Origin of the sequence: Rhizobium acaciae (genome assembly GCF_025941625.1) — a bacterium.
Taxonomy (GTDB): domain Bacteria; phylum Pseudomonadota; class Alphaproteobacteria; order Rhizobiales; family Rhizobiaceae; genus Rhizobium; species Rhizobium acaciae.
The window spans coordinates 24469-30468 of record NZ_JAPCZO010000047.1; the positions used below are offsets into that span (position 1 = coordinate 24469).

Consider the following 6000-nt stretch of genomic DNA (forward strand, 5'->3'; position numbering starts at 1 on the left):
CCGCTGGCGGGGAGAAGGTGCCGGCAGGCGGATGAGGGGCAAATCCCGACACATTTCTCAAGAGGGAACACAATGAATATGCAATTGAAGCCGGTCAGCCGCGTGCGCGCCGTCAACTGGAACCGCATCGAGGACGACAAGGATCTCGAAGTCTGGAACCGGCTTACCGGCAATTTCTGGCTGCCGGAGAAAGTACCGCTTTCCAACGACATTCCCTCCTGGGCAACGCTGACGACGGCCGAGCAGCAACTGACCATCCGCGTCTTCACCGGATTGACGCTGCTCGACACGATCCAGAACGGCGTCGGTTCCATCCGGCTGATGGAGGATGCGGTAACGCCGCATGAGGAGGCGGTGCTTTCCAACGTCTCCTTCATGGAGGCGGTGCATGCGCGCTCCTATTCCTCGATCTTCTCGACGCTGTGCTCGACGCCCGATGTCGACGATGCCTATCGCTGGTCGGAGGAGAACGAATTCCTGCAGCGGAAATCGGCGCTGATCATGGAGCAGTATCGCTCCGGAGATCCGTTGAAGAAGAAGGTTGCGAGCGTCTTCCTCGAAAGCTTCCTGTTCTATTCCGGCTTCTACCTGCCGATGTACTGGTCGAGCCGTGCCAAGCTGACCAACACGGCCGACATGATCCGGCTGATCATCCGCGACGAGGCGGTGCACGGCTATTATATCGGCTACAAATTCCAGCGCGGGCTGGAACACCTCGGCGATGAGCGGAAGCAGGAGATCAAGGATTTTGCCTTCGAGCTGCTGCTCGAACTCTATGACAACGAGGCGAAATATACCGAAGCGCTCTATGACGGCGTCGGGTTGACCGAGGACGTCAAGAAATTCCTGCATTACAATGCCAATAAGGCGCTGATGAACCTTGGCTATGAGGCGCTGTTCCCAGGTGAGGCGTGCAAGGTCAATCCGGCGATCCTGTCGGCGCTTTCGCCGAATGCCGACGAGAACCACGACTTCTTCTCCGGGTCCGGTTCCTCCTATGTTATCGGCAAGGCTGTCGCGACCGAGGACGAGGACTGGGATTTCTGAGGGTTGATCGCCGTCTGCCTCTTATCATTTGCACTCTCATCGCCCACATTCAGCGGAAACTAAATTTGGTCCTCGCCGATGATGTGGCGTAGCGGGAGTTTTTGATGCAATCCTTTTCGAACAAGGCCGATATTGCGGACGAAGGCGTGTGGCCGATCCGCAGAAGACGGATTCTCGACTGGCTGGTGAACGAGACGCGCGGCGAGCGGTTCATCGACAATATCCTGGTGGATATGTGCGAGAAGCTTTTGGCGGCAGGGGTGCCGGTGGCGCGGGCGACATTGCATTTCAGGACGAACCATCCGCAATGGATCGGCGCCCGCATCCTCTGGAAGGAAGGCCTGGCAGAGGCGAAGATCAACACTTTCGCCTATGGTGTCGAAAATACGCCGGAGTTCCTGAAGAGCCCCGTCAACGCGATCCATCAGGGTTCGGAGGAGGTGCGTAGACAGCTGGAAGGCACAGCCGACGGCGACGAGGATTCATTCTATCAGGAACTGCGCGATGACGGCCTCACGGAGTATATCGCCTGGCCGCTCGAGCATACTTTCGGCAAACGGCATGTCGCGACATTTTCGACCAGCCGGCCGGGTGGTTTTACCAGCGAGCATGTCGATTTCCTGCGCGATCTGCTGCCGGCATTGACCCTCGTCAGCGAAATCCGGCTGAAGAACATCATGGCGCGCACGCTGCTGCAGACCTATGTGGGACCGCATGCGAGTGAACAGATCCTGTCGGGCGTCACGACGCGCGGCAGCGGCGCGACTGTCGGTGCGGCAATCATGATCTGCGACCTGCGCGACTTTACGGCGATCTCCGATCTCTGGCCGCGCGACGATGTCATCCATCTGCTCAACGATTATTTCGACGCCATGTCCGATCCGATCGAGCGGCATGGCGGAGAGATCCTGAAGTTCATGGGTGACGGATTGCTGGCGATCTTCCCGTTAGCCAAGGAAACCGCCTGCCTCGATCTGCTGCAGGCGATCCGCGAAGGGCAGGCGTTGATGGCGCAATTGAACCAGCAATATGCGGGCAACGGACGCGAACCGCTGCGCTACGGCGTCGGGGTGCATGTCGGTGACGTCATGTACGGCAATATCGGCTCGCGCCGGCGGTTGGATTTCACCGTCATTGGCCCGGCGGTCAATGTCGCCTCGCGACTGGAAACCCTGACCAAGGAGGTCAAGCGTCCGGTGCTTCTGTCGCGGGCCTTCGTCGAAATGGCGGGCTGCGCGAAGGATATGGATAGTCTCGGCACCTTCCCGCTGCGCGGGCTCGGGGAGCCCGTCGATGTCTTCGCCTTTCCGGAGCGTGTTGCTGCATAATTTTCAGTGCAGGCGGGTTCAGACGCCTCGCTTGTTTCCCCAGAGCAGCACGTGCAATTGCGGCAGTACGCGTACGGTAAACCATTGGTCGGCCGTCACCCTATCAATAAGCCAGTGCATCCGATCCATCACGCCGTCGATATCAATGCGTGCGTCATCGTCATCGGGCGGCGGCGGCGTATGATTGCCGGGCTGAAGGAACAAGGGAATTTGGGGATAGCGCTCGCCCGCCCGTTGGGCGAATTCGTAGTCGGTATCGTCGAAGACGACAATCTTCAATGCGACCTCCGGTCCGCCGGCGGCAAGGCGAAGGCAGTTATCCACCTGATCCCAATCCGTCAGCATTCCGCTTGATGGCGGTTTGGGGCTGATGACCAGGGTCTCGAGATCGCGAAACCAGGCCTGGGCTACGCTTCCCTGTGTTTCCAGGGCAAAGCGATATCCCTGCGAATGGCCGAGCTCGATCAGTGGCCTAAAGGGCTGTATCGCCGGATTGCCTCCGGAAAGGGAAACCGTCAGTGGTTTGCCCCCGGAGAGTTCCGTGACCTTATGCCAGATCGCCTCCGTGGACATGGGAATCCATTGATCCCGGAAGGCGCTGTCGACGGCGTGAAGACTGTCGCACCAGGAACACCTGTAGTCACAGCCGCCTGTCCTCACGAATACCGTCGGCAGCCCGATCAAGGCGCCTTCACCCTGTATGGTCGGGCCAAAGATCTCGCTGACGCGAATGCTCCCCACGCTCACGGCCTGTACTCCGCCCAGGTTTTCGGCGTCTCGCTGACGCGAACAGAGGACGTCTCCGGGAAGTGCTGCTTGCACCAGTCGTAGAAGTGCTTCGCCAGGAACTCAGACGTGACTTTCGAATGGCCGAATACGTCGTTCAGGTGACGATGATCGAGAGCTTCGTCGATATAGCGCTTGAGCGGCGAGAGGTCGTGATAATCACGAACGAAGCCATCATCATTCAGGCTTTCCGCAGCCAGTTCGACGACGACGATGTAGTTGTGACCGTGGAGCCGAGCACATTGATGGTCGGCAGGCAGGTGATCCAGTTGATGGGAGGCGGAGAGATGAAACTCCTTGGTGATGCGGTACATCAACGCACCTCCATGGCCGAGTATCGCGACACGGCCGCTTTCCAGAAGTCCTGGTCTTCGTACTCCGTGGGATCGGGAACACCGGCAAGATGGAAAGCTTCACGGCGTTCCACACAGGTTCCACAGCGCCCACAGTGGAGCTCGCCGCCTTTGTAGCAGGACCAGGTCTCCGAAAACGGCGTGCCGTGTTTTTCGCCGTCAACCACGATCGCTGCTTTGGAAACATCGACATATGGGGCAAGCAGTTTCACGCTGGCATAACCTTCCAGCGCTTCGTTCTGCATGCGCTGGAAAGCATCGATGAAGCCCGGTCGGCAGTCCGGGTAGATGAAGTGGTCGCCGCCATGCACGGCGACGGCAACGGCATCTGCTTTTTGCGCGGCCGCCAAACCGAACGCGATTGCCAGCATGATGGCGTTGCGGTTCGGCACGACGGTGGCTTTCATTGTCTCTTCGGCGTAGTGGCCGTCCGGAACCTCGACATTATCGGTCAGGGCCGATCCGCTGAGATGGCCGCCGATGCTGGCGATGTCGATGATATGATGGGGAACGGAGAGGCGTGAGGCACATCTGGCGGCGAAGTCGAGTTCCTTGCGATGCCGTTGGCCGTAGTTGAAGGAGACGAGACCGATAAGCTGTTTTTCCGCTGCTACCTTGTGGGCAAGCGAAACGGAGTCCAGTCCGCCGGAGCAGACGACGATGGTTTTCATATTTTGGATCCCTTGTTTTGACCGGGTGGGCTGCGACCGGATTGCGCGGTGCTTCTAGGACAAATCACGCGTCATGGAAACAGTTTTGAAGCGTGAGCGTCATTAAGGGATGAGATGACGTTGATTTCACGGCGGTTTTCATGGCTTCGGGGTGCTAACGCCTCCCATCGCCGAGTGGCCTAACCGACCGGAAAGTTGATCTGCGGCGGCAGCAGAAGCTGCAGCTCCTCCTCGGCATCCGGATTGTTGATACGCTGCAGCAGCATGCGTCCCAGATCCTCTCCGGCCGCCGTCAGGTCCTCGTGGATCGTGTCGACCTTCGGCTGCAGCTGGGTGAGAAGGCGGGACGTCTCCTTGGCGACGATATCGTAATCGACCGCCAGTATGCGGCCGGCATCGCTCATGCCGCTGATGACGGCGAGCGCCGAAACTTCGCCGGGGCAGATAAAGCCATCAGGAGCATCCGGGGCATCAGCGCGGCTGCGGATGAAGTCGCGCAACACGTCTGCCGGTGTATCGAGATCGACTGCCTCGGGGATTTCATAGGCGATGCCGGCCTCCCGCACTGCCGTCATGAAGCCGTGCAGGATATGCTGGCAGAAAGTCAGCCGTTTTGGCGGCAGGATCACCATTACCTTTTTGCGGCCCTTGGCGATCAGCCGGCGCGTCGCCTCATAGGCAAAGGTGAAATTGTCGTAGTCAACATAGGGGTGCGGCGTCGAAAATTCGGTGCGGCCATGACAGATGAAGGGAAAGCCGGTTTCGAGCAGCAGGCGGACGCGGGCATCGAGCGGTTCGGTGCGCGTGAAGATCAGCCCGTCGGCGAGGTGGTTGCGGATGATGTATTCGGCGGCCTCGATATCGGTCGTCGACAGGAAATTCGGGGCGACGACAAGATGGTAGGAGGTCTCTTTCAGCGCCTTGGCGATGCCGTACATGATCGAGGTGCTGAAACCGACCACTTCCTCGTGCGAATCGAGCAGGATGGCGATGACGTTGGTGCGGCCGGTCTTCAGGCGCTGCGCGGCCCGGTCAGGGAGATAGCCGATTTCGCGGGCGATGCGATGCACCCGTTGGCGGGTCTCGAGCGAAATCTGCGGCGCATCGGAAAGCGCCCGTGACACCGTCGTCACCGCAAGGCCGGCGATCGTGGCGATCGTTCGCAAAGTCGGCTTGCCGCGCTTATGCGTGATATCGAGATTTTCGCCGCGTTGCGGCCGGGACGGTTCGGTCACCCTTGGCTTTCCATGCTGGAATTGCCGATACCATAACACGATGAATCGGGCGCGCAATCGACGAATGGAAACGTTTTAAATTTTAGCGTTTTGTTAGCCATGGATTAAATATGAATTATATTCAGTAGCTTAGTGAAATAACCATATTTTTCTCGGGAGTCGAGAAAGGGCTTGACGACCAAAGATTTATAACGTTTTAAATTAGCAACCGCGCGGAGGAGCGCGGCCGTATGCTGACCGCTGCAATGGCGGGAAGCATCGGGCGGCAGGGAGGTCCCGCCGCCGATTTACAAACGGGAGGAAATTCATGAACAAGTTTTTGAGCTCGGCAGCTGTTGCTGTCGTGATGATGGCTGGCCTCAGTGCTGCCCGCGCCGCCGACGTCAAGGAAGTGCAGATGCTGCACTGGTGGACGTCTGGCGGCGAGGCGGCTGCGCTGAACGTCTTGAAGGAGGATCTTTCGAAGGAAGGGTTTGCCTGGAAGGACGTTCCGGTTGCCGGCGGTGGCGGCGATGCGGCGATGACGGCGCTGAAGGCGATGGTTGCGGCCGGCACCTATCCGACAGCCTCGCAGATGCTC

6 protein-coding genes and 1 pseudogene are annotated in these 6000 nt (G+C 59.0%); 3 read left to right on the forward strand and 4 right to left on the reverse strand.

Annotation, left to right across the window (positions count from 1 at the left end; all coding sequences use genetic code 11):
• The first annotated feature begins 72 nt into the window (after positions 1–72).
• On the forward strand, positions 73–1047 hold the full coding sequence (nrdF, locus tag OLZ32_RS38060; protein WP_003543184.1) for a class 1b ribonucleoside-diphosphate reductase subunit beta: 975 nt from the start codon (positions 73–75) through the stop codon (positions 1045–1047).
• Positions 1048–1151: 104 nt separating this feature from the next.
• On the forward strand, positions 1152–2375 hold the full coding sequence (locus tag OLZ32_RS38065) for an adenylate/guanylate cyclase domain-containing protein (RefSeq protein ID WP_003543182.1): 1224 nt from the start codon (positions 1152–1154) through the stop codon (positions 2373–2375).
• Positions 2376–2393: 18 nt separating this feature from the next.
• Here OLZ32_RS38065 and queE read toward each other — a convergent pair whose 3' ends face one another.
• The 4 genes from queE to OLZ32_RS38085 all read right to left on the reverse strand — a co-directional run bounded on the left by queE (position 2394) and on the right by OLZ32_RS38085 (position 5420).
• The gene (queE, locus tag OLZ32_RS38070) at positions 2394–3122 is read right to left on the reverse strand and encodes a 7-carboxy-7-deazaguanine synthase QueE (RefSeq protein ID WP_003543181.1); all 729 of its coding nucleotides are present in this window, start codon (positions 3120–3122) and stop codon (positions 2394–2396) included.
• Positions 3119–3475, reverse strand: coding sequence for a 6-carboxytetrahydropterin synthase QueD (queD, locus tag OLZ32_RS38075; protein ID WP_003543179.1), 357 nt, complete (start codon positions 3473–3475; stop codon positions 3119–3121). The genes queE and queD overlap by 4 nt, the downstream gene beginning before the upstream one ends.
• Entirely contained in the window at positions 3475–4185 is a 711-nt protein-coding gene (gene queC, locus OLZ32_RS38080) for a 7-cyano-7-deazaguanine synthase QueC (RefSeq protein ID WP_003543177.1), read from the reverse strand. Before queC ends, queD begins: the two co-directional genes overlap by 1 nt.
• Positions 4186–4364: 179 nt before the next feature.
• Positions 4365–5420, reverse strand: coding sequence for a substrate-binding domain-containing protein (locus tag OLZ32_RS38085; RefSeq protein ID WP_003543175.1), 1056 nt, complete (start codon positions 5418–5420; stop codon positions 4365–4367).
• Between the two features lie 307 nt (positions 5421–5727).
• Between OLZ32_RS38085 and OLZ32_RS38090 the strand changes: the two are divergent.
• Positions 5728–6000: pseudogene (locus tag OLZ32_RS38090) on the forward strand (sugar ABC transporter substrate-binding protein); the annotation flags it as partial.

Excerpts from the sequence above, each read along its gene's own strand:
- queD (WP_003543179.1), bottom strand. The coding sequence starts at position 3,475 with ATGTACCGCATCACCAAGGAGTTTCATCTCTCCGCCTCCCATCAACTG.
- nrdF (WP_003543184.1), top strand. The coding sequence starts at position 73 with ATGAATATGCAATTGAAGCCGGTCAGCCGCGTGCGCGCCGTCAACTGG.
- OLZ32_RS38065 (WP_003543182.1), top strand. The coding sequence starts at position 1,152 with ATGCAATCCTTTTCGAACAAGGCCGATATTGCGGACGAAGGCGTGTGG.
- queC (WP_003543177.1), bottom strand. The coding sequence starts at position 4,185 with ATGAAAACCATCGTCGTCTGCTCCGGCGGACTGGACTCCGTTTCGCTT.